Origin of the sequence: Corallococcus terminator (assembly GCF_049194865.1) — a bacterium.
GTDB classification, from domain to species: domain Bacteria; phylum Myxococcota; class Myxococcia; order Myxococcales; family Myxococcaceae; genus Myxococcus; species Myxococcus terminator_A.
In genome coordinates this window covers 1-25,933 of record NZ_JBLZWL010000138.1, presented here as the reverse complement: position 1 = coordinate 25,933, position 25,933 = coordinate 1, and the positions used below count along the sequence as shown (strand labels likewise).

The window sequence follows — 25,933 nt, the reverse complement described above, 5'->3', positions numbered from 1 at the left end:
AAGACATCAATGTCTCCGTGAGTTGTAGTCCGCGGCCTGCAGGCCCGGGTGGGGTCCCCTCGCCTTTTCGCGCACTTGGGCGTGGGCCCGGACCTTGCTCCTGGGGGCTTTCACAGTCTCCCAGTCCCCAGGAGCCGCATCATGAGCGTCGGGTCCGCGAGCAGCAGAGGCAACAGCGTCAGCGACAAGGAAGCGGCGGCGCGTCGAGCCGCGGAGGAAGCACGGCGCGCGGCGGAGGCGGCTCGCAGGGCGGCGGAGGCGGCTCGCAAGGCGGCGGAGGCCCGGCAGGCCCAGGAGTCCAGTCGCAAGACGGACACGAGCTTCGAGGGACAGAGCCGCAGGCCGGAGTTCGACAAGCGGCTGGGCGCCGAGGCTCCGGCCACCTCGCTTCTCACGGAGAACGCCCAGGACGGGCAGGTGAACTGCCTGGAGGTCGCGGCCGACTGGGCGAAGAAGGCCACGCCCGAGCTCCGCGCGCGCTCGCAGATGGTCTTCCTCGAGGACCAGCGCCCGGGCGCGGAGGGCACCTCCGGCCACGTCGTCATCCGGCAAGGTGACAAGGTCCTCGACCCGACCACGAACAAGTCCTACGAGTCGATGGAGGCCTTCAAGCAGGCCCAACCGCACTACCAGGAGGCGGGCAGCCTCTCCACCAACCACGTCAAGACCATCCTCGACGCGCCCCCAGGCTCGCCCGAGCGTGCCGCCGCCATCGCCCGGGCGAAGGTCTCTCCCGAGCTGCAGCGGATGATGGTCGCGGACAACCCCACCAACCCTCGCGTGGCCGAGCGGCGATTGGCGGACCCCCGTCTGGAGAAGACGAAGACCGCCCAGAAGGATGCCACGGCCCAGAACGTGCGCGATGCCCAGGGGCAGACCTGCCCCACGAAGAGCGCGGCCGAGCACCTCCAGTCCGCGCTCGAAGGGCCCCTGAGCCCCGAGGAGAAGAAGGCACTCATCCAGGAGCTGGGCCCCGAGCTCCAGCGCATGGGCAATGAGGCCCTCGCGGCCGCGCCACACGAGGCGGGGCCCATGCTGCGCGCGCTGGGCCTCGCGTCACAAGTCGGCGGTCCGGGAACGGCCAAGATCCTCAGCGACGCGCTGGCGAAGGGCTACCCGGCCGACGGGCTCTCCGAGCCGATGAAATCCATGCTGGGTGGGCTCGTCGACAAGCCCGGCGTCACGGAGCTGGGGACGCTGCTCGCGAAGTCGCGGAGCGCGAATGGCGACTTGATAGGCGCCGCCCAGCTGGGCAAGACGCTCACCGAAGGCATCCGGACGGTGCGCGAGGACTTCAAGGACAAGAAGGAGAAGGTCGACGAGCTCAACAAGACCCTGGCGAAGTTCATGGGCGGGCTGAGCAACGGCCTCACGCCGGAGCAGCGGCAGAACGCCATCCTCGACTTCAAGAGCCGCCACCCGGAGTACGCCGCCTTCGAGACAGCCGCACAGAAGCTCCAGGGCGTCCTGGATGCGGCCAGCACCACCCGGGACAGGGACAGCATCAGGGACCCCAACGCGCCCGTCTCCAAGTGGGAGGCCACGCTGACCCAAGAGACCTCCGCCGCCATCGAACAGGCGCCCCATATCATCGACACCGAGGCGGGACAGAAGTGGCTCGCGCAGGAGGTGGACAAGCAGATACAGGGCTTGCCGTCACCGGCGCTGGACACCATCCAGAGCATGGCGAAGGACGGCAAGCTGGCCACGGACGTGCTGACCAAGCTCACCGCGGCCGCGACCAAGGTGGTGGGTGAGCGGGTGCTCAGCAGCGCCGCGAAGGGAGACACCGAGGGTGCGAAGCGCCTCTTGGACACGTTGGACCAGAACCACGCGCTGTTCGGCGCGACCGCCGAGGAGATGAAGGGCATCACCGCCGGCCTCCAGGATGTGATTGACGGCAAGCCGGACGCGCACAAGAACCTCCAGCTGCTTTCCGGGGGCCTCGCGGGTGGAGCCCCTGGCGTGGTGCAGTCGATTCGCGGCCTGGGGATGGCGTGCACATTCGTCCAGCTGGCGCAGCACGGCGGGGAGCTGACGGACAAGCAGCTCGAGGACCACGTCAAGGCCGCTGGAGACGGGCTGGCCCTGACCGGCGATGGAGCAACGTTCTTCCTCCAGATGACGGGCCGGGGGGCCAACATCCCGGCGCTGCTGGGGCGCTTGAGCGGCGCTGGAAATGCCATGGGCGCAATCGCGGATGGCATCAAGGGCGTGAAGGACATCCAGGACAAGGAGTACCTCAAGGGCGCCTTCGGGCTCACCTCTTCCGCTGGCGGCCTCGGGCTCGCGGCGTCCGGGGTGATGGCCATCCCTGGCTGGGGTCAGGCCATCGCCGGCCTCGCCTTCGTCACGGGCGCCGTTGGCGGCTACGTGCTGGAGAAGATGGAGGAAGGCGAGCAGAAGAACGACGTGAAGAAGTCTCTCGAGGCCGCGGGCCTCAAGGACCCCGCCCTCTCGGCCCTGCTCGACAGCGACGAGAAGACGCTGAAGGAGCTGCGCGAGGACATGGGCTACTCGCCCGAGCAGGTCCAACAGCTCGCGTCGAAGTACCCCAGTCTCATCACCCATTCGAGCCAGGCGCTCAACAACCTGACGGACCTGGCCAAGGCCCACGGGTTCACCGCCAAGGACCTCGTGGGAATGCTCGACTCCTTCACCCAGGGGTCCAAGGACCCGTCACGAGACCTCGACAACCTCGTGCTCCGGCTCAACCAGGCCGGCCCCTTGAAGACCCGCGAGCAGTGGGAGCAGTTCTTCGCCGTCACCGGGCAGTCCGAGGCCTTGAAGGACCGGGTGGCCAACCTGCGACACCACCTGAGTGTGCCTCCGGCACCCTAGCGTCCCTGAAGCCTGACACCACCGCTACCAGGTGCCGAGGGTGCCGACCAGGTTGCCTGTCTTCGCGTCGAAGACATCCAGCCACATCCAGTGGGGCACATAGAGCCGGTCGCCATGCTTCCAGATGCTGGAGGGAAGCGAGCCATCCTTGGAGCGGGGAACGGGGACATCCCAGGTAGCGACCCCCGTCCTCGCGTCCCGGCGGACGAGCTGCATGCCGCCAGCCTTCAACCTGTAGCCCACGTAGATGGCGTCCTCGGACATCTCGATGACGTCCGGAGTGCTCTCGAAGACATTCGCCGTGTCCATGTCTGCGATTGCGCCGTGCCACAGGGGCTTCTTCGCCCCCGGCTCGAACACCGCGACCATGGGCACCCGCGTCCCAGGGTGCCTGGAGCCCACCACCAGTTCAAGGCCATGCGCCTTGTAGACGTGGTCGCCCCTGAACCCGGGGATGGACGGGACGTGATGGGCGAGGGCGCACGGCAGCGAGGACTTCCTGAGCATGGCGGGAGAGCAGCTACGGACGGTCCTCGCGGGGGCCTGGCAGTTGGGAGGAGTCTGGGAGGCGGGCCGCGCGGTCGCCGCCTTCGTGTCGAGCAGGATGTCCCGGCCATCCACGACCGACACCCACACGGTGGAGGAGTCACCCTGGGGAATGCAGAGCCGGCCGGGCTTGTCCGACAGCGCCACGCGCCCCAGGGGCTTGCCAGTCGCCAGCTCCAGGAGGCTCACCGCCGTGGCCTCTCGCATCACCAGGCGACTGCCTTGATGCGCGTACCGCGCCCGGGAGACGAGGTCCGTGGGAGCGCCTTCGATGGGCGTCTCCCAGAGAAGCTCGAGCGTCTTTCCGTCGAACGCGGCCGCGAAGTAGCGCTCGCTCCAGGCGCCGGGAGTCCCGGTCCCCTGGCGACGAATGGTCCCGACGATGTCGTCCGTGCCGTCCCCGTTGAGGTCCATCACCGCGGGGGCGTTGTCGAGGTCCCAGGCGAACTTGGGCGCCGGCGTCGGCGTCGGGGCGGGGACAGGTTCCGAGGGGCGCGCGGCGCTGGGCTCCGCACCCGAGGGCGGGGCCACGTAGGGCTCGCTCGAGGGCTCCCTGGCCAGGAAGACCGCCATGCCCGTCAGCAGCATGACGGCGAGCCCGGCGCCCAGGATGAGAGGGACCTTGCCGGGCGTGGTCGTCGAAGGGGCCTGATAGAGAGGGCGAGGTGCCTGCTCTCCTCGCGTGTCGATGGACGCGTTGCAGTAATTGCAGGTGTAGAGCACCTGCTCGGGCAGCAGGGTGAACGGGGCGTTGCACCGAGGGCAGCGTGGTGATGTGGGACGTGAACGAGCCATCCCACCTTCCTACCATTACGGCCGGTCCTGACATGGAGCCGAGGAATCTTCCAGCCCGCTTGTCGCCGCGAGGCTGCGTGGTTGGAAGGTGTGACGGCGGCTCGATAGCGTGAGGCTCCCATGCTCCCAGCCCACTCCATCGTCGTCTCTGTCCTGGCGCTCCTGTCTGGAGATGCCTTCTTTCTCCACTCCGACCGCTGTGTCGCTCCCGAGCCAGCTCCCTCCTTCCGAGGGGCGAGCTTCACGGCCTCGGATTGCTCCATGGAGCAGACCGTTCCGGGTCCGCTGTGGCAGCCCACGACGCTGCGGCGCATCCCCGTGGTGGTGCATGTCATTTCGGATACGGCGTGCGCGAATGGCAACGTCACGGATGCCCTGGTCCACAGTCAGCTCACGGTCCTCAACGAGGACTTTCGCGCCGTGGCGGGCAGCCCCGGTGCGGCGGGCGTGGACAGCAAGATTGAGTTCTTCCTCGCCACCGTGGATCCGTCGGGCAATCCGACGACGGGCATCCAGCGCTATTGCAACACGACTTGGTACCAGGACCAGGGCAGTTATTGGCTCACCATCGCCTGGGACCCGACGCGCTACCTGAACGTCTACACGAACAGCGCCGCCGGTTCGCGTGGGTATGTGCCCTTCCTCCCCGCGGACCCGGCGGGCGCGGTGGGACAGCCTCAAGACAGGGTGGTCATCAACTGGCTGGCCTTCGGACGTGTCGGCCCGGTGACGCCCTACCACAAGGGGAGGACCGTCACCCACGAGGTGGGCCACTACCTGGGCTTGTTCCACACCTACTACGCGGGCTGTGGCACCGCCACCGCGCCGGCCTGCTACACCACGGGCGACCGCATCTGTGACACCCCGCCCAACGCCACCTCGCACAAGGGCTGCACGGCGAGCACGAGCTGCGGTGGCGTACCAGTTCCCATCCAGAACTACATGGAGCTGACGGACGACGCCTGCATGACAGGCTTCAGCGCGGAGCAGGTGCAGCGCATGCGGTGCACCCTGGCTTCCTTCCGCCCCACGTTGGCGCAATAACACCCGGTCAATCCCACACACCCATCCAGGGCGCGCACCACCAGAAGGACCAGGCCCGCTACCGTGCCGAGAGGAAGGGAAGTAGCGGGCCGGCCCACACGCCTCACGGAGTGAGGAACAGGGTGCTGACGACCTCCGCGCTGTGCTGAGGCAGGTAACTCCATGAGCTGAACGGGTAGCGCTCGACGTCGAAGTGCGGCGCGGCGATGGCGCTCACTCGCAGATAGTAGATGGAGGCAGGGTCCAGCATGTCGGGCGGCAGCCGCACCTGGGTGACGGAGCCGGGGACATAGAGGGAGTTGCGGAACACCGGCTGGCTCAAGGTCGGCTCGTACTCATAGACGAGCACCCGGTACGCCGAGGGAACGCCCACGCTCGGCGGACTCCACGCGAGAACCGGGTGGGTGGAGAGCACCTTGCGCACCGTGAACGCGGGCATCCCGTCGAGGGTCAGCGACAGCGGCGGCGTCATCTGGGGCACCACCGGCCCCGCGATGAGCTCCTCGATAGACACGAACGAGGTGAAGGCCCCCCGGACGTACACGGCTCTCCCCGAGTCATCTGGGACTGGCAGCAGTCTGCGGAAGGGATAGGCCACGGCGGCGGCGCCCCCCCAGTCAGAAGGGAATGGATTGCCAAACCGCAGGGGGGCCGAGAAGTCGAACGACGCGCCGAGGGGCAGATACAGGTTGAGCAGCTCGGCGGAGTACCCCACCCATCCGTTCGCGAGGCCGTGCGCGGCGGGCGAGATGGAGAGAACGGGCACGGCCCCCCTGGCCCCGAGGTGCACCTCATCCGCATGGCGGGTGTACTCGGGCAGCCGCCAATCCAGCGAAACCTCGCGCATCGGCAACGGCTCCAGCACGCCCGTCAGCGGCAGGTACCCGCCAGGGTAGGCGTCGAATGCCTGCGTCTCCACGGAGCGCACCACCGCGGAGTAGCCCAGGGACGTGCCGTCAGGCAGCGTGCCCGCGCTGAGTTCGCTGAGCTGGTTGATGTAGACCTTGTCGCCCGCCACCGCCTCGAACAGGGGCATCGTCCCGCCGTACGGGGAGGCCCAGGCCATGCCGGTGTGGATGGACGTCTGCCCTGGGAGGGGCTCGTCGAAGAAATATATCGGGCCGGCGGCGTCCACCTGGTTGGAGACGAACTGGAGGCTGGAGCCCGGCTGCTGGTTGCTCACGGGGGGCTGCCACGGCGCCAGATTGTCCAGGTGGACCTCCGCGTACGTGGAAGGGGCCTCCGACGGGTAGATGGCATCCATCCGCCCCAGTCGGTTGCTACCGATATCCACCTCGCGCTCGCCCGTGAGGACGTAGGTCGTCCCCGTGCGCAGGAAATACGGCCGCGAGGGAACGCCCTCGAAGAACCACTCGCCTCTCAGCGCCGAGCCGACGTTCCGGGTGAAAGTGGAGCCGTCCTCGCTGGGGATGAAGAGGATGGGAGGGTCGATGGGCCAGCCACCCTCGGCCTGCTCCCCCTTCCCCACCGCCGTGAAGAACCGCGTGGTGCGCTTCACCGACACCGTGTCCGCTGCGTGGACCCGCGGGCCAGACGCGGCGAATTCCGACGGGGAGTCGATGACGCCTGGTCCGCTCCCCCCAAGCTCCGCCGCCGCGTCCACTCCACCACCCTGGCACGCCACCAGCCACCCGACACACGCCGAACCCCACAACACGAGCCTTGTCCGCATGAGAACCTCTCCGAAAAGAAAGACCTCCGAGCTGCCCTCGGACAACCCCGGTCCCCCATCGGAGGCGCCAGATGCGTGTCACGGCGCAAGCACCCGACGGCTGTTTGCGCAATCTGCTCCCCTGGGGTGTCGTGCCGAGCTCCTCCGCGAGCCACCTCGCGAGTACGCCCGCGCCTTCGGTCTGCCTCCGGCTCGGGACGCGGAGCGGGTGCTCACCAAGGCGCGAGCACGTGGGTAGCGGAGGCGGAGCGCGGTGGGCGGCAACCCGGCGAACTGTCTATCGTGGAGCCTCCCTAGGAAACGGCCGTCGAAGGCCGCCGCATCATCCGGACGCATGATTGAGCGGGGTCGAGCGACACCTCTTGATCCCTACGGTTGGGCCTGGAGCGGTTTCACCAGCCCGGCCCGCGCCAGCAACTCCCGCACGCGCCTCGACAGCGCAACATGTTCCGGGTTCGTCACCGTGAATCGCTCGGGCGTGAGGACAATGAGCGTGCCCTTGTCTTCTACCGGCTCAATGCGTACCGGGGCGGGAAGTGGCGGCACTTTGCCACGGTGATTGGCGAGGTACGTCACCCAGCCCACCCACAGGTTGTCTCGGCCGCCTTGGTCGTCCAGGTTCCGGTGAGTGCGAGATATTGCCACGGCCCAGTCTGGGTCCCACGCATGGACCATGCTTCTTACTACGCCGGACAACACGTGGGCCGTGAAGATCCGTTCAGCATTCGGACCTTCGCTCGGGAGAGACAGGAGGCACAGATTGGGCAGACCTTCAGCGCAGCTGCCGCAACACATCGACAGCGACGAATAGTCATGCCGGGAACCATCGTTGTACGCCCCTACGGTCAAGCCCAGTCTTTCGATATCGGGCCCCCCAGGCTCTCGGTTGACTCCGCGATGGAACGCTTCGGTGAGCGTTGCGAGGTCAGGTGGCATGAGGGGTGTCTTACGTCCACGACCACGCGGCTTGGGGATCTTGTTCCAGTGGGCCAGGAGGGGGTCATGCTCGGCCAATCCGTTGAGGAAGGCTGCTGCACGACCGGCGCACTCCTCCGGGGACTCCCTGCGAGGGCCCCAGTAAGCTCCGGCAAAGTAGGAGTCCGGATAGTTCTCAGGCGCGGGAATGGCGTTCAACTGGGGCTCCTTATCGTGGCGGCGTGTGGATGACCTTGATCTCACCAAGGCCGTTGTTGATGAAGAGGTCCCGCATGGCGTCCGCAGCGTGCTTTTCAGCGACATGCCACTCGATGGGGACGCCCTTTCCCTGAACTACGTCGCGCTGCCTCCTGGCTTGATCAACGAGGTCTTGAGCCTTTCCAGAGTCTTTGTACCAGCTCTTGGGGGAGAGGTTCTTCTCGAAGAACTCCGCGTAGCCAGGTCCTTTGGCCTCCAGCAGCACGCCCATCTCGAAGCCATCGAACTTCGTCCCGCCGCTCTTTCTGCCCACGCCTCCGACCCAGTAGGCATCATCGATGGAACGGCCTGAGATTTGTTCCTGGTACGCCCGAGCACGCACAGACGCGCCCTTCTCTCCAGACGGTCCCCACTCCCCGGGTCCATCGGAAGGTCCACCCTGCTTCGCTGCGGTGCGCGTCCGCTGAAGGATGATGGCCGCGCCGGGCCCGCCACTTAGCACCGCCGCCGCGCGCCCCACCGGCACCGCGACGCGCCCCATGACAAGTGCCCCTTGTGCCGAGAGCGACAGCACTGGCACCCCGGCCGTAGCGAGCGTCGCACCTTGCAACGTGCGGGTTGCGGCAGACGCCGTGCCCCAGGTGGCGATGAGGTTCGTCACCAGCTTGGAGACGGCCTGCACCTGCTCGCCCCGCGTCATGTACTCGAAGCGCTCCAGGTACTCAGGCGACGAGGCCAGCAGCGCCGCCACGGCGGCAGGCATCTGCTTCAGCGCCGCGAGGTTGTCAGCGGGCGAGGTCGAGAAGATCTGCCCTACCGCCAGGGCCAGTCCGACGAAAGCCTCTTCAGCTCCGTCCAGCGTGCGGCTCACGTAGTCCGCATCGTCGTGGACGTCCGCGAAGGCACCTCCCCCCGCCTCCTCCAGCTGCACGTTCAACTGCCGGAAGACCCCGCCCTTGCCCGAGTAGAAAACTCCCAGCTCGAACTGGCCCGCCCGAAAGGCACCGTCCTTCCACTCCACGGAGCCCACGCGCTGCTGGGTCTGCCCGCTACGGACCCAGGCGAGGCAGCCGTCGGGACGGAGGACCGCCAGTTGCGTGAATCGTCCCGCCCGCCGCACCAGCTCGGCGCGCGACACTTCGCCCGCGTCCAACACCTCGCGCAGCATGAAGCCCACCGCGACGCGTGCCGGGAACTGTCCCAGCGTCACGTCCTTGCCGAGCAATACCCCCAGCAGCCGTGCTGCCTGCGTCGCCGTGAGAGAGTCACCCGATACGGGTCGCGAGTCGCGGTCCTCCAGTCCCGCGTCACGAAGCAGCGCATCGAACGCATCGCTTCGCTGTCCTCGGGAATGCCGCGCCTCCGTTCCTCCTTCCCCAAGCAGTGCGGAACGCTGCTGGAAAGTGCGCCCGCGAGTCGAGGGTTCAACGCCTGCGCACCCCGTGACGAAGAGAACGGCGCACAGTATCAGGAGGCCACCACGCATTTTTCACCCCCATGCCCCTCTTCAAGGAAGGCAAGTGGGTTGAATGCTGGCATTCCCGTCTGACAAACGGATGGAAACCGACTGCGCGGCGGAATCTTACAACGTCACCCCGACATGCCTCGGAGCCCCTTCAAGGGAAGGTCACGTTGCAAATCGTCACCGTGCGCGGCCCATTGGCCTCCCACAGTTTGGGGGAGTGCAAACCACTTCGTCCCTGGTGAAATTCAATTCATCCCTGGCTCCCCTCGCTTCGTCCCCGAGTCTCTGACAGGCAGGAATGACTCGCTTACCTTTGGCACCGTGGCGGGGGCACCTCGCGGCGGCCGGGCTCATGGGCGAAACCCGCGCTCTGAATCACCAGGAGGAAACAACAATGATGCGTTCACATGGATGGGTTGTGATTGGCTCGATTCTGCTCGGCGCGTGTGGTGGCGGCGAAGTCGCCCCGAGCGCCGAGGTATCGGAGCAGAGTGGCCTGAGTGCCCAGGAGACGGCCCCCCGGGACAGGGTGACAGGCGAATACCTCGTCACGGGGGTGATGTACTTCACCGAGAATGGTCAGACGGAGGCGATGGAAACGGAAGACATCTTCATCATCACCCCCGACGGTCCCTCGCCACGACTGAACGTCGCCGTCCTCTCCTGGGAACAGTGCGGCCCTCCGGCGGTGATGGTGGGCCCGCGCTCCTTCCTCACCCTGCCGGGCGCCTGCACGGCCAGCCCAGCGCCGGGCTGCTCGCTCACGATGAGCTACAGCTTCGGATGGGGCTACCTGGATACCCATGACGTCCTCAACCTCTCGCTCAATTCGGTCCTCACGGGCGATTGCGGCGCCGGGCCGGTGGTCATCGATGTCTACTCGGAGGTCTCGGGCCCTGCCTTGGAAGACCCCGCGGTTTCGAGCCCACGGGCCCAGGCCGGCTCCAAGGAGACGGGGCTCGCCGCCCTCCTCCGGCGCGTGAAGGCCGGCAGCCGCTGAGCCGTCCTGCGTCTCACTGGGTCCTGGGCCTCATCGGCCCAGGGCCCACGGCCTCGCTGTTGATGTCTCAATGCCCAGGTCGAGCACACCGTGAACCCCGGTCCCTATGTCCCGCGGCCCCTCTGCCTACTCCCCCCTCAACAGAGCCCCCATCCCCTGGGACGTGATTTCACCAAACGCGATCTATTCTCCACAGCAAATTGGGTGCTGATACGCAGTCCCACTGCGTGATGTTGCCGCCGTTGGAGACCGAGCCGCCGTGGACATGCGCACACTGCCCACTGTCCCTGGAACGGATGTAGTAGTAGCTCGGACTACCAGAGTAGATCAGCTCCCATTGGGTATTGTAGGCACCCGCAAGACAGGCCCACTGAGTGATGTTCTTTCCATTACCGTATCCCCCGCCATGCACGTGCAGACACTTTCCGCTGTGTCGCGCCTTGACGAAATAGTACGGACTGTTGGTGGACACCGGAACGAATTCCCACTGAGTATTATAGTAATTACCCAGACAGTCCCATTGCGTGATGTTGTCGCCATTTCCTGAGCCACCACCGTGAACGTGAAGGCACTTGTTGCTGTTTTGCGCCCTGACGAAATAGAACGGTTGAGCGTGTGACAGCGTCGGAACGGCTACGAGAACTGCAACCAGCAAAGCAAATCGCATGATGCGCCCCCCTGTACGGGACCGGTCGCCGCCCCTCTCCAAGTCAAGAGTTGCTGAAGGTCCAGGGATTTCATGGATACACGACTATCCTGGATGGAAGCAATCCATACACGCATGTCCAAGAGTCGGATGCGTCTGCTTAGCGCGAACAGTGCCCCCGCCGGTACGGATGGGAATGTTCGGCCCGAGATAACACAGGCGAAGCGGGGCGCCTGCGTCAGGCTCTCCTCACGTAACCACCCATTTCAATTGAATGGTTGCATCCACCCGGCTTCGGGCCTACCCTCGTCGAAACCACCAAAATAAAAACAGTGGTTATATGACCCCAGAGGAGTCCCCATGCCGCTGCCCATCGCCCTCATCGCCGCGCCCTCCGGTCTGGGACTGAGTCGCCCTGACAAGCGGACACCCCGGGTGGACCTGCTGCCGGAGGCCCTGCTGGAAGCGGGCCTGGGTCACCGACTCAAGGCCCAGGTCGAGCACACCGTGAAGCCCGGCCCCTATGTCCCCCAGCGCGACAAGGAGACCCGGGTCATCAACCCACACGGCATCGCGGAGTTCAGCTCACGGCTCGCCGACGTGGTCGAAGGGGTCGTGCGCGACAAGCGCTTCCCGCTGGTGCTCGGGGGCGACTGCAGCATCCTGCTCGGCTGCCTCCTCGGCCTGAAGCGCACCGGCGCCCACCACGGCCTCGCCTTCATGGACGGGCACACCGACTTCTGGCCTCCCGAAGCCTCCGAGCTGGGCGGCGCGGCCGGCATGGACCTCTGGTTCTCCTCCGGGCGCGGCCCCTCCGTGCTGTCCAACCTGGAGGGACGCGGGCCCCTCGTGCGGGACGCGGACGTGGCCGTGCTCGGTGTCAGGGATTTGGAGCACTGGGGCGCGCAGGTCTCCGCCGAGCACGTGCGCGACACCGCCATGGGCTGGCTGGACCTGGACACCCTACGCCAGCAGGGCATCGCCGCCAGCGTGGAGCAGGCCGTCGCGAGGTTCCGCACCTCCGGCGTCAGCGGCTTCTGGATGCACCTGGACGCCGACGTCATGGACGATGACGTCATGCCCGCCGTCGACTCCCGCCAGCCCGACGGCCTGCGCGTGGAGGAGCTGGGCGAGCTGGTGGCCCACCTCGTCGCTTCCGGACTCGCGGTGGGAATGGACGTCACCATCTATGACCCCAGCCTGGACCCCGAGCGCCACGCGGCCCGCGCGCTGGTGGACAGCCTGGTCACGGGGCTGGGGGCCCTGGTGCCCACGCCCAGGACGCGATAGGCCCCGGCCATGGCCGACGCGCACAGTCCCGGGCTTCCAACGGAGGTCGTGCTGCTGCTCGACTTCGTCAACACGCTGGACGTGGAGAAGCTCGTCGACGCGGTGCCCTCCTCGGACGCCCTCGCCACCTGGTGCCGCGCGCGCGGCCTCCTGTCCTCCGGAGAGACCTTCTCCCCCGAGTCCTTCAAGGCCGCCATCGAAGCCCGCGAGGCCCTGCGCGCCGTGCTGCTCTCGCACACCGGAGAGCCCCTCCCCCCTTCCGAGCTCCGCACCCTGGACCGCGTGGCCGCCGCCAGCCCCCTCACCGTGGGCTTCGGCCCCGATGGCGTACGGCTGCGTCCCGTGGGCACCGGAGGATGGAAGGCGTTGGGCGGACTCTTCGCCGCCATCGTCTCCACCCAACAGGACGGCCACTGGCCCCGGATGAAGGTCTGCGCCGCGGGCGCCTGCCAGGAGGCCTTCTTCGACACGTCCAAGAACCGCTCCGGACGCTGGTGCTCCATGGCCGTCTGCGGCAACCGCACCAAGCTCCAGCGCTTCCGCACCAGCCCCTCCAAGCGCTGATCCACCGCCTCGACGTGGCGTGAGCACGCCAGCCGCACGGCCGGTGACCTCCCCACGCCCTGGGTACGGGCGCGGCCCCGCTTTCTCACTCCGTGACAGGGGACCCCGGCAAAAGCCTCCGAATTTCCAGTCGGGACGCAACCTCCGGCCCCATCTCCCGAGAATTGGGAAATTCGTACGACTTCAAGGAGAGACACCATGGGTACCGAGCGCATTGGTGACGGCGGGGCCGCGGCTGCGGCACGCCAGGCCGCGGAAGCGGCTCGCAAGGCGGCGGAGGCGGCGGCGCGTCAGGCGGCGGAAGCAGCTCGCAAGGCGGCGCAGGCCGCGGCGAAGCAGGCCGCCGAGGCGGCTCGCAAGGTGGCCGAGGGGCTGAAGAACAAGTCGACCTTCGAGCCCGCGGTCGCGAAGAACAAGCTGAAGCTCGACGGCCAGAGCGGCCCCTCCTCGTCGCTGTTCACGGAGAACAACAAGGACAGCAAGGTCAACTGCCTCGACAAGGCGGCGGACTTCGTCAGCAAGTCGTCGCCGGACCTGCAGAGCCGCTCGGACCTGGTGTTCCTCAAGGACTCGCGCCCGGGAGCCGAGGGCCAGTCGGGCCACGTCGTCGTTCGCCAGGGCGAGCGCGTGTTGGACCCGAGCAACGGCAAGAGCTACGAGGACATGCCGGCGTACCTGAAGGACCAGCCGCACTACAGCGAGGCGGGCTCCATCTCCGGCACGTCCGCCGCGAAGATCTTCTCCGCCGAAGCCGGCTCGCCCGAGCGCGCCCAGGCGCTGGCGGACGCGAACGTTTCGCCCGAGCTGCAGAAGATGATGGTCGCGGACAACCCCGCGGACATCGGCCCCGCGCCCAACCCCGCCACCACCGAGCCGCACGAAATCAAGATTCCGGGCCAGGCCGGGCCGGTGTCCGTCGAGTTCAGTGACACGCTCGAGAAGGACGTGAAGAAGGAGGACGGGTACGTCACCGTCTCCATCACCGCCGAGACGTCGGTGTCCGCGTCCGGGTCGGTGGAGTTCTCGAAGGCCAAGGTCGGCGTGGGCGCCTCCGTGGAGGGGAGCGTCGAGGCCGGCAAGACGATGACGTACGAAGTGAAGATGAAGGAGGCGGACTACGAGAAGCTGAAGGCGGGCGAAATCGCGCCTCCGCATCCGCTGAACGCCGAGACGATTCCGGACGGCGCCACCGTGAAGATGGAGCAGAGCCAGTTCGCCGGCTACGGCCTGGACGTGGGCCTGTCCTACCACGCGGCGGAGCTGGGCATCTCCGGCGACGTGAAGTCCGGCAAGGGCATGTCCGTCGAGGTCACGCGCAACGGCGACAAGCTGTCGATGACGGCGGGCCCCACGGAGTTCATCGAGAACAACGGCAAGGTGACCCTGGGCGCCGGCCCGGTGTCCGTGAGCATGAGCCGCTCCGACACGCTGAAGGAGTACAAGCTGCGCACCGCCGAGTTCGACCTGTCCAACCCGGATGGGAAGAAGGCCTACGAGGCCTTCGCGAAGGACGGCCGGATGCCGGAGAAGGAAGGCCCGGGCGTGTCCAACACGCTGCGCTTCGACAAGATCAACTACGAGTCGACGGGCGCCAAGGTCGGCATCGACGTGGGTCCCTTCAGCATCGAGACGGACGGCACGACGAACACGGGCGATTTCCTCATCACCCACCACCCGGATGGGACGAAGTCGATGACGTCCGACATCACCTACGGTGGCGACCACCCGGACATCACCATCGAGCAGAAGTACGGCAAGGATGGCAAGCTCATCCCCAACTCCGAGAAGTTCGCGATGAAGTTCGACACCACGGACGACAACGCGCGCGAGCTGCTGGTGTACTCGTACACGGGTGACGCGGAGAAGGCGAAGGCCGCCCGTGAGAACGACGACCCCATCACGCTCAACCTCACCGCCGCCGACATCAAGGAGCTGCAGCGCCGCTCCGGCATCCAGGCGGAGAACGGCGGGCACATGGGCATCAACATGATTCTCACCGAGTACGACGGCAAGCCGATGGACCCGCTGATGGCGGTGCGCACCATGGCCTGCTCGCCGGCGTACAACGAGTTCCGGCTGGCGGAGAGCTACTTCGGGCTGTTCATGGACGGCGACAAGAAGCCGCTGCCCGGCGAGCTGGTCATCGGCTGAGACAGACTGCTTCGCCCAAGGCCCGGGTCCCCGAGAGGAGACCCGGGCTTTGTCTTGTCTTGAGGGGAACACACGCGCGACAGGTGTCTCTCCGCGCTGGACGTCGGTGACATCGCGGGAGAGGGTTCGGCGGTCACCTCACGCGCCTCCTGGAGACACCCGATGCCGCAGGCCCCTGGCTCCGAGCATGGCCAGTTCGTCGAGTACCCCCTCGCGTCCGCATCCACGGGCCCCTACGGAATCGTCGGGGGAGCGGACGGGGCGCTGTGGTTCACCGAGGTTCACGCGGGCCGTGTGAGTCGTATCGACATCCATGGCCGGGTGACGGGCTTCCCGCTCCCGACACCCGAAGCCGGGCCGTCCATCATCACCGCCGGGCCCGATGGCGCGCTCTGGTTCACCGAGCAGAAGGCGAACCGCGTGGGCCGCGTGACGATGAGCGGAGCGGTGACCGAGTTCACGTTGCCGACGCCGCAAGCCGGTCCCTTCGGCATCTGCGCCGGACCCGATGGTGCGCTCTGGTTCACGGAGATGACCGTGCATCGGATTGGGCGCATCAACCTGGAAGGCGACGTCACCGAGTTCGCGCTCCAGGCCGGTTGCTATCCTTCGTTCATCACCCCTGGGCCGGATGGCGCGCTCTGGTTCACGGAGAATCAGGGCAACCGCATCGGGCGCATCACCGTGGATGGACAGGTCTCCGGCTACGACTTGCCCGCGGCCAAGGCGGGGCCCGTGGGAATCACGTGGGGGCCGGATGGCGCGCTCTGGTTCGTCGAGATTCTCGCGGACCGGATTGGCCGAATCACGACGGAGGGGCGCATCACGGAGTACTCATTGCTCCGCGCGGGAGCGCGTCCCCACGCCATCGTCACGGGGGCCGATGGGGCCCTGTGGTTCACGCAGTGGGGCAGCAATCACCTCGGACGGATGACCACGTCCGGAGTCGTCACCGAGTACGCCATTCCCACTCAGAAAGCGGAGCCCCACGGCATCGCCGTCGGGCCGGATGGAGCCCTGTGGTTCGCGGAGGAGGCAGGACGCATCGGGCGCTTCTCGCCGCCCTGAGGACCGCCACGCCCGCGCCGACAGCGCGACGCGGCGCTCAGGCAGCGACGTCCGCTTCCGGCTCGCGACGCACCTTCGCGAGCGCGGCCACCACCACCTCCGGCCCCGCGCCCGGCTTGTGCGCGTTCTCGCTCAGGTGCCTGCGCCACGCGCGCGCGCCCGGAAGTCCCTGGAACAAGCCGAGCATGTGCCGCGTGACGGCGCCGAGCGGCGCGCCCCGCTGACGGCTCCGCTCGATATACGGGAGCATGGCCTCCACGACTTCGTGCCGCTCGCGCGGAGCCTCTTCCGCGCCAAAGAAGCGACGGTCCGCCTCCGCGAGCACATAGGGGTTCTCGTAGACCGCGCGGCCAATCATCACCCCGTCCACGTGAGTGAGGTGCTCAGCGGCGGCGTCCAGCGTCTTGATGCCGCCGTTGATGCTGATGTCCAGGTGGGGCAGCTCCTGCTTGAGCCGGTGGACCAGGTCGTAGCGCAAGGGCGGCACGTCCCGGTTCTCCTTGGGGCTCAAGCCCTGGAGCCACGCCTTGCGCGCGTGGACGATGAACCGCGTGCAGCCCTCGGCGGCCACCAGGCGCACGAAGCGCTCCAGCGTGGGCCACTCCTCCAGCTCGTCGATGGCGATGCGCGACTTCACCGTCACCGGGATTTTCACCGCCGCGCGCATGGCGCCCACCAGCCGCGCCACCAGCTCCGGCTCCGCCATCAGACACGCGCCGAACCGGCCCGACTGCACCCTGTCGCTGGGGCAGCCCACGTTGAGGTTCACTTCGGCGTAGCCCCACGACTCGGCGATGCGCGCGGACTCGGCCAGGGCCTCCGGCTCCGAGCCACCCAGCTGGATGGCCACCGGGTGCTCGGCCGCCTCGTAGCCCAGCAGCCGCTCGCGGTCGCCATGGAGCACGGCGCCCGTGGTCAGCATCTCCGTGTACAGCAGCGTGTGCCGGCTGATTTGACGGTGGAAGTACCGGCAGTTCCGGTCCGTCCAGTCCATCATCGGCGCGACACACAACGGCATGGGGCGGGAAGGCATCGGGCTTCATCTACCCGGCTTTCCCTCCCCTGCCCACCCCCCAGTGACGCCCGGGGGCCCGAAGGGAGAGGAGCCGGACAACCGTCCCGGCTAGGCTGCTCCCGTGCCCCCGAGCCCACCCCTGCTGGATGACATGCTCCTCTTCTCGGAGGTGGTGACCGCGGGCGGCATCACCGCCGCCTCCACGCGCCTGGGCCTGCGCAAGTCCACCGTCAGTCGCCGGCTCTCCGCGCTGGAGGAGCGCCTGGGCGTTCGCCTCCTGGAGCGCAACGCCCGCCACCTGCGGCTCACCGAGGCCGGCCGCGACTACCACGCCCACTGCGCGCGGCTGGTCGCCGAGGCCCGCGAGGTGAACCGCGCGCTGGGCGAGGCCCGCGCCACGCCCCAGGGCACCCTGCGCATCGCCACCCTCTCCCTCTTGGGCGAGCTGCTCACGCCCGTCATCGCGGAGCTGCTCCTGCGCCACCCGCTCCTGCGCGTGGAGGTGTCCCTGGCCGAAGCCCACGTGGACCTCATCGCGGAGGAGTACGACCTGGCGCTGCGCACCGGGCCGCTCGCGGACTCGTCGCTGGTGGCGCGCAAGCTGGGGCGCCTGCGCACCGGGTACTACGCCAGCGCCGCCTATCTCTCCCGGCAAGGCACTCCGAGGACACCCGCTGAACTCCAGGGCCACTCCTGCGTCGTGCTGGCCGAGCCCGGCACCGACGAGGTCTGGTTCTTCGGCGAGGGCCGCACCGCGAAGAGCGTGCCCGTCACCGGAAGGCTGCGCGTGCCCAGCGTGCGCGCGGGCCAGGCGGCGGCTCGCGCGGGGCTGGGCCTGGTGCGGCTGCCCGCGTCGCTCGTCGTCGACGACGTGAGGAACGGGCTGCTCGTCCCGGTGCTGGAAGCACAGACGCCCCCGGGCATCCCCATCTTCGCCGTCTACCCCAGCAGCCGGCAGCTCCCGCCCAAGGTCCGCGCCTTCCTGACGCTGCTGGGAGAACGCGGCGCCGCGCTGCCGTGGGACGAGGCCACGTCTCCCACCCGCGCGCGGTAGGGGCGCTTCCCGCAACCCAGCGTTCCGCCAGGGGCTCTCGTCCCCACGCCGCCCGGCCGCTACACCTTCCCTCCACAATCAGGCGCGGCCTTCACGGCCGTGCCCCCACGAGGAGGACAGGACATGTCGGCGGACGTCATCGAGCTGGGAGACGCGGAGTTCGACCGGGAGGTGCTGGAGGCGAAGGGGCCGGTGCTGGTGGACTTCACCGCCGCATGGTGTCCCCCGTGCCGCTTCATCTCCCCCATCCTGGACGCGCTCGCCGTCGAGTACCGGGGCCGGCTGAAGGTGACGAAAATCGACGTGGACGCCCACCAGCAGGCGGCGCAGCGCTACGGCATCCGCGCCTTGCCCTGCCTGCTCGTGTTCAAGGAGGGCAAGGTGGTCCGCCAGCTCGTGGGTGCGATGCCCAGGGCACGGCTGGAGCAGGAGCTGCTCGCCTGGCTCTGAGACGCGCCGTCTCGCGCGTGGCTCGTGAAAGGTCGGCTCAGGGTGGGAGCCAGAGGAGCGCCAGGACGACAACAGCCCACCCCGGGTGAGCCTGGCCTGTAGCACCGGCCGTGAGTACGGCCGCCCTCTGAGGTGACCGGCTTTCAGTTGCAAGTCAAAAAGGAAGGCTGGCGATTATCCCCAGGTGAGGTAGTCACGGGCGCGCCACGGGAGCGTCACACGCAGGTGACATCCCGGGTGTGCCCAACCGGGAGGTAGCCATGCTCGAAAGGCTGATGCCCAAGTCGGACGAGTTCTTCGACGACTTCGACAAGCAGTGCGCCGCGACAGTTCAAGGCGCGAAGATGCTGTACGAACTGCTGAGCGACTATCGCGATGTGCCCGCACGGGTCCGCGCGCTCAAGGACGTGGAGCACCTGGGCGACGAAGTCACCCACACCGCCTTCAACCGTCTGCACAAGCAGTTCATCACCCCGTTCGACCGGACGCAGATCCACTCGCTGTTGTCGCGCATCGACGACGTGCTGGACCTGGCGAACGCGGCCGCATCCCGGCTGCACTACTACGAAATCCAGAGCAGCCTGCCCGACGCGACGGAGCTGGCGCGCCTCCTGGTGATGTCCGCGGAGAAGGTGCAGGAGGTGGTGGCGGCGCTGCGGCTCATCAAGAAGCCTGAGCAGATTCTCGCTGGCTGCAAGGAGATCAAGCGGCTGGAGACGCAGGCGGACGAGGTGCTGCGCTCCGGGCTGGGCCGGCTCTTCAAGAGCGGCGTGGACACCCTGACCATCATCAAGTGGAAGGAGATCTACGACCTCATCGAGACCGCCACGGACAAGTGTCAGGGTGTGGCGAACGTCATCGAGGGCGTGGTGCTGGAGCACTCCTGAGATGCTACTCGCGGCCGTCATCCTGATAGTTGGAGTCGCCCTCATCTTCGACTTCATCAACGGCTTCCACGACGCGGCGAACTCCATCGCCACGGTGGTATCCACCCGGGTGTTGTCACCGAACCTGGCCGTGGCGTGGGCCGCCTTCTTCAACTTCATTGCCGCCTTCAGCGGCGGTGTCCATGTCGCCAACACCATGGGCAAGGGCATCATCAACTTCGACATGCTGCGCGGCGCGGGCCCTTCGGCCGTGCTGTCGGTCATCTTCGCCGCGCTGATGGGCGCCATCGCCTGGAACCTCCTGACGTGGTGGTGGGGCCTGCCCTCCTCTTCGTCACACGCGCTCGCGGGTGGAATGATTGGCGCGACGGTGCCGGTGCTGGGCTTCAAGGGATTGATGGGCGCGGGCATCGCGAAGATCGCCGCCTTCATCGTGCTCTCCCCGCTCATCGGCACGTTCCTGGGCATGTCGCTGATGCTCATCAGCACCTGGGTGGTGCACAAGCAGACGCCCACCTATGTCGACAGATGGTTCCGTCGGCTCCAGCTCGTGTCGTCCGCCATCTTCTCCTACAGCCATGGCACCAACGACGCGCAGAAGGTGATGGGCATCATCGCCGTGGTGCTCTTCGGCACCATCTGGAAGGACCGCCCGTTCCACATCGACTGGTGGATGATCATCTCCTGTCACGCGGCCATCGCCCTGGGCACGTTCTTCGGCGGCTGGCGCATCATCCGCACCATGGGCCACAGCCTCACGAAGCTGGCGCCCATCGGCGGGTTCAGCGCGGAGACCGGTGGCGGCGTCACCATCATCGCGCTGGCGGAGCTGGGCATCCCCGTGTCCACCACCCACACCATCACCGGCGCCATCGTCGGCGTGGGCTCCACGCGCGGCTGGCGCGCGGTGAAGTGGGGCGTGGCCGGCCGCATCATCTGGGCCTGGGTGTTCACCATCCCCGCCGCCGCGTTCATGGCGCTGCTCGTCTATGGGCTGACGCAGATTGTCGTCCGGCTGGTGGGCTGAGCACCCGGCCTCGCCACCCGCCCGCGCCGGCCACTTCCTTCGGGAGGCCCGCGGGCGGGTGTTAGCATCCCCCGCTCCATGCGCCTCATCCTCAACCCCGGGCGGGAAGGAGAGCAGGAGCTCCTGCTCCCCGAGGGCACCACCACCATCGGCAGGACGGACGACAGCTCCGTCTGCGTGCTCCACAAGAGCCTCTCGCGGCGCCATGCGCGGCTGGAGCGCCAGGGCACGCGCGTGGTGCTGGTGGACCAGGGGAGCAAGAACGGCACCTTCCTGGGCGAGGTCCGCGTCGAGCGGCACGTCCTCCAGGAGGGCGATGCCTTCCGCTGCGGCGAGGTGTGGTTCCAGCTGCTCGCGGGCGACCCCGAGCCAGAGGAGGAGCTGAGCCCGCTGCACACGCGCACGCTGGACACGCGCTTCACCCTGTCGCCCCTGGAGACGCTGCTGGACGCGGACGCGCCCAGGCTGCGCGTTCGGCCGGAGCCCTCGGGCGACCTCACCCGGGAGCGGCTCCAGGTGCTGCTCGCGGTGGCGCGGGTGCTCTCCTCCCCCGGCGCGCTGGACACGCTGCTGGAGCGCATCCTCCAGCTCGTCTTCCGCATCCTCGGCGTGGACCGCGCGGCGCTCCTGCTGGTGGACGAGGCCACCGGCGAGCTGCGTCCCCGCGTGGCGCGCGCGGCCAATGGCGAGGTGCTGCCGGAGCGCTTCTACAGCCAGCGCATCGTCGACTTCGTCAGGGACCAGGGGCTGGCGTCGCTGTTCGCCAACGCCCAGGGCGACCTGCGCCTGGACAGCTCCGCCTCCATCCGCTCGCAGGCCATCCTCTCCGCCATGTGCGTGCCCCTGCGGCCCCGCGACACCTGGCTGGGCGTGCTCTACGTGGACAACCGCTCGCAGGGCGGGCTCTTCACCGAGGAGGACCTGGAGTTCCTCACCGCCTTCGCCAACCAGGCGGCGGTCGCCATCGACAACGCGAGGCTGGCGCGGCGGTTGGAAGAGGAGGCCGTGCTGCGCAACACGTACCTGCGCTTCTTCCCGCCCGCCGTCGTCCGCAGGCTCAACGCGTCGCCGGGCGCCATGCTGGAGGTGGTGGAGACGGAGGTGACGGTGCTCTTCGCCGACATCTCCGACTTCACGCCGCTGTCCGAGTCGCTGCGTCCGCGCGAAGTCGTGGACATGCTCAACGAGTACTTCCCGGTGATGGCGGACGCCGTCTTCCGCCACGAGGGGACGCTGGAGAAGTACATCGGCGACGCGCTGATGGCCGTCTGGGGCGCGCCCTTCTCCCGCGAGGACGACGCGGACCGGGCCCTGCACGCGGCGGTGGACATGCAGCGCGCGCTGGTGGCGCTCAACGCGCGCTTTCGCGAGAAGGGCCATCCGGAGCTGCGCATCCACGTAGGCCTCAACAGCGGGCCCGCCGCCGCGGGCAACATCGGCTCCGGGCGATACCTCCAGTACGCCACCCTGGGCGACGTCACCAACGTGGCCAGTCGCGTGTGCGGCGTGGCGAAGGCGGGAGAGGTCGTCCTCTCGGACGCCACGCGCGTCAGACTGCTCGAGCCGACGTGGCGCCTGACGCCGCTGCCGCCCACCCGGGTCAAGGGCAAGCAGGACGCGCTGACGCTCCACCAGGTCGCGTGGGACGACTGAGGCGGCGCGGCCCTCGCCCGCCCGGCTGGGAGGGCGGCTTGACTCGCACCGGGGTCATCGGTCAGCGTTCCACTTCGTGAACGGCATGCGCTCCGACTTCGCGTGGACCCCGGGACAGACGTCCTCGTCCTGCGCGCGCGCTGCCACCGCTCCTTCCACGACGACGACGACCACGACGACTCCCCGCGGAGCGCGGGCGGTCTAGCTCGGAACTGGCAGTCCTTCCGACCTGGCCCCGCGCTCCCCGGCGCGGGGCTTTTTTCGTTTCCCTCCACACCGACCCTGGAACCCCATGCAGACCCAGACCCCGACGACGCCCCGACAGTCCGCCGCCTCGCGCCTCCCCGCCCGCCGCGAGGTGCCGTCATGCGGGTGATGAAATTCGGCGGGACGAGCGTGGGGGGCACCGCCCAGATTCGGCGCGTGGTGGACCTTGTGGAGCAGGCGCGCAAGCAGACGCGCGTGTGCGTGGTGGCCTCGGCCGTCACCGGCATCACCAACCTCCTGGTGGACACGGCGCGGCTCGCCCAGGAGGGCGGTGAGGTGGACACCGCGCTCTCCCGCTTCGAGCAGACCCACCTCTCCATCGCCCGGGAGCTGGGAGGGGAGCTGGAGGCGCTCGCGCCGCTGGAGCTGGGGCTCGCGGCCATCTCCACCGAGCTGCGCGGACTGCTCCAGGGCGTGGGGCTGCTGCGCGAGTGCTCTCCGTCGGTGCTCGCCCACCTGTCCGGCCTGGGTGAGCGCGCCTCCTGCCTGCTGCTGGAGGCGCTGATGTCGGCGCGCAAGCTGGCACCCCACGCGGTGGAGCCGCGCCACACCCTCATCTGCTCGGGAGACCCGCTGCAGGCCACGCCCCGCATGGACGAGATTCGCGCGCGCTTCGCCCCGCTGCGCGACGAGAAGGGCCCCGGGCTGCTGCTGATGCCGGGCTTCTTCGGCGGCGACGAGCGCGGCAAGACGATGTCGCTGGGGCGCGGGGGCTCGGACTATTCGGCGGCGCTGGCCGCGGCGGCGCTGGATGCACAGCTGCTGGAAATCTGGACGGACGTGGACGGCATCTTCAGCGCCGACCCGCGCCTCGTCCCGGAGGCCTTCCCCCTGGCGGAGGTGAGCTTCGAGGAGGCGATGGAGCTGGCGTACTTCGGCGCCAAGGTGCTCCACCCCAAGACGATTGCCCCCGCCCGCGAGCGCGGCATCCCCGTGCGCGTGTGCAACAGCTTCCGCCCCGAGCACCCCGGCACCCTGGTGACGGACTCCGCCGCCCCGCCGGACCACCCCGTGCGCGGCCTGTCCTTCCTGCGCGACGTGGCGCTCATCAACATCGCCGGCGCGGGCCTCAAGGGCGTCCCGGGCACCGCCGCGCGCGTCTTCGCGTCCATGGCCCGCACCGGCATCTCCGTGGTCCTCATCACCCAGGGCTCCAGCGAGTGCTCCATCAGCTTCTGCGTGCAGCAGTCGGAGTCCGACGCCGCCGTGCACGCGCTGGAGGCCGAGTTCGAGGTGGAGCTCGAGGCCGGCAAGGTGGACACGATTGAACGCCAGGGACAGTTGGCGGTGCTCAGCATCGTCGGCGACGGCATGCGCCACCGCGTGGGTGTGGCGGGCACCTTCTTCAGCGGCCTGGCCGACGTGGGTTGCAGCATCGCCGCCATCGCCCAGGGCTCCAGCGAGCGCAGCATCTCCGCCGTCATCACCGAGGCGGACGGTCCGCGCGCCATGGCGCACGTGCACCACCGCTACTTCGGCACCACGGAGGTGGTGGAGCTGCTGGTGGCCGGCGTGGGCAGCGTGGGCGGGGAGCTGATGCGGCAGATTCGTCAGCAGGCGCCGCACCTGCGCGCGCAGGGCGTGGACCTGCGAGTGTGCGCCATCGCCAACAGCCGCAAGGGCGTCATCGAGCCCGCGGGCATCCCCCTGGAGCAGTGGAAGGAGAAGCTGGAGGCGGGCAACGTGTCGGCGTCGCTGGACCACTTCCGCGAGCAGGCGCGGGAGAAGCGCCCGGGCCGCCCCATCTTCGTGGACTGCACCAGCAGCGAGGACGTGGCGCTCGCCTACCCGTCCCTGCTGGCCTCGGGGCTCCACGTCGTCACCGCCAACAAGAAGGCCAACGCGGGCCGCATGGCCCACTGGCGCGCCATCCGCGAGACGGCCTCCCGCCACCAGCGCCGCTTCCTGTACGAGACGAACGTGGGCGCGGCCCTGCCCGTCATCGACACGCTGAAGAACATGCTGCGCACCGGAGACCAGGTGCGCCGAATCGAGGGCATCCTCTCCGGCTCGCTGTCGTTCATCCTCGGCCTCACCGAGCAGGGCGTGCCGCTGTCGCAGGCGGTGGGCACCGCCATGGAGAAGCGCTTCACGGAGCCGGACCCTCGTGATGACCTGCAGGGCACCGACGTGGCGCGCAAGGTGCTCATCCTCGCCCGGGAGCTGGGGCGCGAAGTGGAGCTGGAGCAGGTGGCGCTGGAGTCGCTCCTGCCCTCGGACTTCGACGCGACGGGCCCGCTCGACGCGTTCCTCGCGCGCCTGCCGAGCATCGACGCGGACTTCCAGCGCCGCGTGGAGCAGCTGCGCGGCGAGGGGAAGGTGCTGCGGTACGTGGGCAGCGTCGGGGACGAGGGCTGCGCGGTGGGACTCAAGGCCGTGCCCCTGGAGAACCCGCTGGCGGCGGTGAAGGGCGGAGAGAACGCGCTCAGCTTCCTCTCCGAGCGCTACAGCCCCACGCCGCTGGTCATCCGGGGCTACGGCGCGGGCGCGGCGGTGACGGCGTCCGGCGTGTTGGCGGACGTGCTGCGACTGGTGGAAGGCCCGCTGACGTGAGTCCACTGGGGCAGCTCGACGACGAAGCGGGCGCCCCGCCCCGGCTCGCTCTCCACCCACACCCGGCCACCGTGGGCCTCCACGATTTGCCGGGTGATGAAGAGGCCCAGGCCCAGCCCGCCGTAGTTGGGTGAGGCGGCGCGCTCGAAGCGCTCGAAGATGCGCGCCTGGGCCTCGCGGGGGATGCCCAGCCCCCGGTCCTCCACGCTCAGCCACACCCGCTCGTCGTGGGAAGCCAGCCGCATCCAGATGGGCTGGCCCGCGCCGTACTTCACCGCGTTCGTCAGGAGATTGATCATCACCTGCTCCAGCCGCAGCCTGTCCCACCGGCCCGGCAGCGACTCCGGCGCCTCCAGCACCAGCTCGCAGCCCGCCTTCTCCACCTGCTCACGGAGGTGGGCCGCCACGTCGCGCGCGACGACGGCCAGGTCCATCTCCTCCAGGCGCAGCGCGAGCCGCGACTCGTGGATGCGGGAGACGTCCAGCAGGTGCTCCACCAGGCGCGACAGCCGGGAGAGCTGGCTCTCGCAGACGAGCAGCATGCTGGACAGCCGCGCGGCGAGCGTCGAGTCGGGCCGGGGCCGGGACAAGAGCGCCCCCATCTGCTGCATGCGCAGCTTCATGGACGTCAGCGGCGTCTTCAGCTCATGCGAGGCGATGGAGAGGAACTCGTCGCGGACGCGGATGGACTCCTGGGACTTGCGGTAGAGCTGCGCGTTGTCGATGGCGAAGGCCGCGCGGCGCCCCAGCTCCTCGGCCAGCGTCACCTCGTCCGCGCTGAAGCCCCGGG

The 25,933-nt window shown here is 68.4% G+C and carries 20 protein-coding genes; 13 read left to right on the top strand and 7 right to left on the bottom strand.

The features are described 5' to 3' along the window. Nucleotides 1-141: 141 nt before the first annotated feature. The gene (locus ACN469_RS41245; protein WP_498777513.1) at nt 142-2,841 is read left to right on the top strand and encodes a hypothetical protein; all 2,700 of its coding nucleotides are present in this window, start codon (nt 142-144) and stop codon (nt 2,839-2,841) included. Between the two features lie 24 nt (nt 2,842-2,865). Here ACN469_RS41245 and ACN469_RS41240 read toward each other — a convergent pair whose 3' ends face one another. After that, nucleotides 2,866-4,182, bottom strand: coding sequence for a hypothetical protein (locus tag ACN469_RS41240; protein ID WP_498777511.1), 1,317 nt, complete (start codon nt 4,180-4,182; stop codon nt 2,866-2,868). Nucleotides 4,183-4,302: 120 nt separating this feature from the next. Between ACN469_RS41240 and ACN469_RS41235 the strand changes: the two genes are divergently transcribed. Beyond that, entirely contained in the window at nt 4,303-5,226 is a 924-nt protein-coding gene (locus tag ACN469_RS41235) for a zinc metalloprotease (RefSeq protein ID WP_498777509.1), read from the top strand. A 103-nt stretch (nt 5,227-5,329) separates the two neighbouring features. On the opposite strand, the gene ACN469_RS41230 is transcribed toward ACN469_RS41235, so the two are convergent. The 3 genes from ACN469_RS41230 to ACN469_RS41220 form a co-directional block, all read right to left on the bottom strand. Then, the gene (locus ACN469_RS41230; protein ID WP_498777507.1) at nt 5,330-6,919 is read right to left on the bottom strand and encodes a hypothetical protein; all 1,590 of its coding nucleotides are present in this window, start codon (nt 6,917-6,919) and stop codon (nt 5,330-5,332) included. 369 nt (nt 6,920-7,288) lie between these two features. Then, nucleotides 7,289-8,158, bottom strand: coding sequence for an immunity 52 family protein (locus ACN469_RS41225; RefSeq protein WP_498777505.1), 870 nt, complete (start codon nt 8,156-8,158; stop codon nt 7,289-7,291). Further along, complete coding sequence (locus tag ACN469_RS41220) at nt 8,064-9,278, bottom strand: Tox-REase-5 domain-containing protein (RefSeq protein ID WP_498777503.1); 1,215 nt, start codon at nt 9,276-9,278, stop codon at nt 8,064-8,066. The genes ACN469_RS41225 and ACN469_RS41220 overlap by 95 nt, the downstream gene beginning before the upstream one ends. Before the next feature lie 634 nt (nt 9,279-9,912). On the opposite strand from ACN469_RS41220, the gene ACN469_RS41215 reads away from it, so the two are divergent. Then, entirely contained in the window at nt 9,913-10,518 is a 606-nt protein-coding gene (locus ACN469_RS41215) for a hypothetical protein (protein WP_498777501.1), read from the top strand. Nucleotides 10,519-10,687: 169 nt separating this feature from the next. Here ACN469_RS41215 and ACN469_RS41210 read toward each other — a convergent pair whose 3' ends face one another. Then, on the bottom strand, nt 10,688-11,185 hold the full coding sequence (locus tag ACN469_RS41210; protein WP_498777499.1) for an RICIN domain-containing protein: 498 nt from the start codon (nt 11,183-11,185) through the stop codon (nt 10,688-10,690). Nucleotides 11,186-11,524: 339 nt separating this feature from the next. Between ACN469_RS41210 and ACN469_RS41205 the strand changes: the two genes are divergently transcribed. The 4 genes from ACN469_RS41205 (at nt 11,525) to ACN469_RS41190 (ending at nt 16,237) form a co-directional block, all read left to right on the top strand. Further along, nucleotides 11,525-12,454 (top strand): arginase family protein, encoded by a 930-nt coding sequence (locus ACN469_RS41205; RefSeq protein ID WP_498777497.1) that lies wholly within the window; start codon nt 11,525-11,527, stop codon nt 12,452-12,454. Between the two features lie 9 nt (nt 12,455-12,463). Continuing rightward, a complete protein-coding gene (locus ACN469_RS41200) occupies nt 12,464-13,018 on the top strand; it encodes a CGNR zinc finger domain-containing protein (protein WP_498777495.1) in 555 nt (184 codons plus the stop codon). A gap of 198 nt (nt 13,019-13,216) precedes the next feature. Then, on the top strand, nt 13,217-15,169 hold the full coding sequence (locus ACN469_RS41195) for a hypothetical protein (protein ID WP_498777493.1): 1,953 nt from the start codon (nt 13,217-13,219) through the stop codon (nt 15,167-15,169). A gap of 162 nt (nt 15,170-15,331) precedes the next feature. Further along, entirely contained in the window at nt 15,332-16,237 is a 906-nt protein-coding gene (locus ACN469_RS41190) for a Vgb family protein (RefSeq protein ID WP_498777491.1), read from the top strand. A gap of 37 nt (nt 16,238-16,274) precedes the next feature. Here ACN469_RS41190 and dusA read toward each other — a convergent pair whose 3' ends face one another. Then, entirely contained in the window at nt 16,275-17,270 is a 996-nt protein-coding gene (gene dusA, locus ACN469_RS41185) for a tRNA dihydrouridine(20/20a) synthase DusA (RefSeq protein WP_498777489.1), read from the bottom strand. Between the two features lie 133 nt (nt 17,271-17,403). On the opposite strand from dusA, the gene ACN469_RS41180 reads away from it, so the two are divergent. From ACN469_RS41180 to thrA, 6 genes are all read left to right on the top strand, one after another. Continuing rightward, entirely contained in the window at nt 17,404-18,306 is a 903-nt protein-coding gene (locus ACN469_RS41180) for a LysR family transcriptional regulator (protein ID WP_498777487.1), read from the top strand. A 123-nt stretch (nt 18,307-18,429) separates the two neighbouring features. Beyond that, nucleotides 18,430-18,756 carry a thioredoxin gene (gene trxA / locus ACN469_RS41175; RefSeq protein WP_498777485.1) on the top strand — a complete coding sequence of 109 codons (327 nt, stop codon included), beginning with the start codon at nt 18,430-18,432 and terminating at the stop codon, nt 18,754-18,756. Between the two features lie 260 nt (nt 18,757-19,016). Beyond that, nucleotides 19,017-19,643 (top strand): DUF47 domain-containing protein, encoded by a 627-nt coding sequence (locus tag ACN469_RS41170; RefSeq protein ID WP_498777483.1) that lies wholly within the window; start codon nt 19,017-19,019, stop codon nt 19,641-19,643. A gap of 1 nt (nt 19,644) precedes the next feature. Beyond that, the gene (locus ACN469_RS41165) at nt 19,645-20,670 is read left to right on the top strand and encodes an inorganic phosphate transporter (protein ID WP_498777481.1); all 1,026 of its coding nucleotides are present in this window, start codon (nt 19,645-19,647) and stop codon (nt 20,668-20,670) included. A gap of 78 nt (nt 20,671-20,748) precedes the next feature. Further along, nucleotides 20,749-22,323 (top strand): adenylate/guanylate cyclase domain-containing protein, encoded by a 1,575-nt coding sequence (locus ACN469_RS41160; RefSeq protein ID WP_498777479.1) that lies wholly within the window; start codon nt 20,749-20,751, stop codon nt 22,321-22,323. A gap of 366 nt (nt 22,324-22,689) precedes the next feature. After that, on the top strand, nt 22,690-25,143 hold the full coding sequence (gene thrA, locus ACN469_RS41155; protein ID WP_498777477.1) for a bifunctional aspartate kinase/homoserine dehydrogenase I: 2,454 nt from the start codon (nt 22,690-22,692) through the stop codon (nt 25,141-25,143). On the opposite strand, the gene ACN469_RS41150 is transcribed toward thrA, so the two are convergent. After that, nucleotides 25,065-25,933 (bottom strand): sensor histidine kinase (locus ACN469_RS41150; protein ID WP_498777475.1); only part of this gene is annotated, 869 nt, incomplete at its 5' end. The genes thrA and ACN469_RS41150 overlap by 79 nt on opposite strands.